The organism is Streptomyces sp. NPDC006265 (genome assembly GCF_040613555.1).
Lineage (GTDB): Bacteria > Actinomycetota > Actinomycetes > Streptomycetales > Streptomycetaceae > Streptomyces.
Genome location: NZ_JBEXSH010001148.1, coordinates 1 through 2,318, shown reverse-complemented (window position 1 = coordinate 2,318; position 2,318 = coordinate 1). Strand labels below are relative to the sequence as shown.

Genomic DNA, 2,318 nt, shown 5'->3' with positions numbered 1-2,318 from the left:
GTCACGTCGAGCGTGCTGCCGATGCGCCGGCCGGCCTCGGCGATCAGCCGGAGTCGCTTGCGGGCCCAGAACTGCTCGGTCATGTCGTGCGCCGAGAGACAGACGGCCCGGACGGTGCCGTCGTGGTCGCGCAGCGCGGAGACGAAGACCGACCAGGCGTGCGCATGGTTCTCGCCGGGCGCGCGCAGGTAGTTCTCCTGGTGCTCCGGCTCGCCGGTGCGCAGGACCCGGGCCATGCTGCGTTCCGCCCGCAGGCCGGCGTCGTGGTCGATGATCTCGGACACGCGCAGGCCCCGCATCTCCTCCTCGGTGAGCGCCGTGGACCGCTCCATGTCGGCGTTGGCCCGGCGCAGCCTGAGCCGGGTGTCGTAGATCGCCTGGGCGCAGCACGGGGACTGGGCGAAGCTCCAACTCACGAGGGATTCGTCGAGACCGGCCGGTGGCTGCCGGTCGGTCAGGGCCGAGACGATGAGCCAGGCGGGGGCGTCCGCGCCGGGCGGTCTGTGGTGGGCGAGGATCCTGACCGTCAGTCTCCGGCCGTCACGGTGGCGGAGCGCCACGTCGCCGTTCCAGCGGGGCAGCCCGGTGAGCGTGGGCAGACCTCCCCGCACCGGGATCGGCTCGGCCAGCAGATCCGCGGCACGGCGGCCGGTCAGCTGCCCGGCCGAGTACCCGAGGAGCCGCTCGGCGCCCGCGTTCCAGCCGGTCACGGTGCCCTGTTCGTCGAGGGTGACTCGGGCCGTGAGGGATGCGTCGACGAGGGATTCGAGGACTTCGGGTTCTCCTCCGAACGACCGGCCGGCCCGGCCGACGGTGACGGGCTGTTCCATGATCGGTCATCTCACTCTCGGGGACTCAGCCGCAACCCCGGATTTGCACAGATATCAACCGGTTACCCCGATTGGGGCGGGTCTCACCGTGCCGTCCCGGCCGAGAAGCGGAGCCTGCCGCCGCCGGGCCCGGGTAACCGCTCCCCCATGGGTCAGATCCTCGTGGGCACGTGTTCCTGGACCGACCGGGCACTGGTCGGCAGCGGCTGGTACCCGCCGGGGCGGCGGGACGCCGAAGGGCGGTTACGGCACTACGCCGCGCGGTTCCCGGTCGTCGAGGTCGACGCCTCGTACTACGCGCTGCCGAGCGAGCGGAACAGCCGGTTGTGGGCCGAGCGCACGCCGGACGGATTCGTGTTCGACGTGAAGGCGTTCTCGCTGCTCACCGGGCATCCCACCCGGGAGGCGGTGATGCCGGACGGGTTGCGGGCCGAGCCCCGGGACCCCGCGGTGCTCGACGAGGTGTGGGCCCGGTTCGCGGCCGGGATCGAGCCGCTGCGGGAGGCCGGCCGGCTCGGGAGCGTGCTGTTCCAGTTCCCGCCCTGGTTCCGGCCCGGGCAGCGGGCGGAGGTGTTCCTCCGGGAGTGCGCGGAACGGACCGAAGGCTGGCCCGTCGCCGTCGAGTTCCGGCACCCCTCCTGGTGGGAGCCGGGGCAGGACGAGGCGAGCGGCGCGCTGCTGACCCGGCACGGCATGGCCGCGGTCGCCGTCGACGTGACACAGACGCTGCCCTCCTCCGTCCCGCCGGTCACTCCCGTGACCTCGCCCCGGCTCTCGGTGGTCCGGTTCCACGGCCGCAGCACCGCGTGGGGCACCGGCAGCAAGGAGGACCGGTTCCGGCACGCCTACGATGAGGACGAACTCGCCGAGTGGCTGCCCCGCGTGCGCCGGCTGGCCGAGCGGACCGAGCAGGTCCACGACCTGTTCAACAACTGCTGCGGTGACGCCGCCGTCCGCGCCGCCGAGACCATGACACGGCTCATCGACCGGGATCAGCCGGTGGCGGCACGGCTGCCTAGGGCGCGATCCGCACCTGCCGTTCCACCGACACCTGGTCCATGTCCGACACCCGAACGGTCGTCTTCATCGTCCAGTCCCCGGCGAGCGGCAGGTTGACGGAGTTTGTGCCCCAGTAGCCGCCAACATCGGTGAGTGCGGCGTCGATCGGGCCGATCTTCCGCGAGGGCAGGGTGAAGGTGATGCGGACCTCGGGGACGACGACCAGGCCCGTGTCGGAGCCGTAGACCACGGCCTGGACGCCGTTCTCGCCGGCCCGTGCCGGGTCGAGGGTGACCTGCACCGTGCCGCGTCCGGTCACGGACCCCGTGCCGGTGTCGAAGGGCACCGTGGCCTGGGTCGTGGGCGGCAGCGCGCCCGCCGGGGCCTGCTGGGCCGCCTCGGCCTGGGCGCGGCCCGGGAGGGTTCCCGTGAGCACGGTCGTGATCATCAGTACGACGGCGGCGACGGCGACTTCCACGAGGACGGACC

The 2,318-nt window shown here is 72.7% G+C and carries 2 protein-coding genes and 1 pseudogene; 1 reads left to right on the top strand and 2 read right to left on the bottom strand.

Translation table 11 applies throughout. The features are described 5' to 3' along the window. A partial coding sequence (locus ABZ281_RS46370; protein WP_356664527.1) for a PAS domain-containing protein occupies positions 1 to 830 on the bottom strand: 830 nt, incomplete at its 3' end. 147 nt (positions 831 to 977) lie between these two features. Between ABZ281_RS46370 and ABZ281_RS46365 the strand changes: the two genes are divergently transcribed. Next, the gene (locus ABZ281_RS46365; RefSeq protein ID WP_356664525.1) at positions 978 to 1,946 is read left to right on the top strand and encodes a DUF72 domain-containing protein; all 969 of its coding nucleotides are present in this window, start codon (positions 978 to 980) and stop codon (positions 1,944 to 1,946) included. Here the strand turns inward: ABZ281_RS46365 and ABZ281_RS46360 are convergent. After that, positions 1,846 to 2,318, bottom strand: a pseudogene (locus tag ABZ281_RS46360) (transporter); the annotation flags it as partial. The gene ABZ281_RS46365 and the pseudogene ABZ281_RS46360 sit on opposite strands and share 101 nt — an antisense overlap.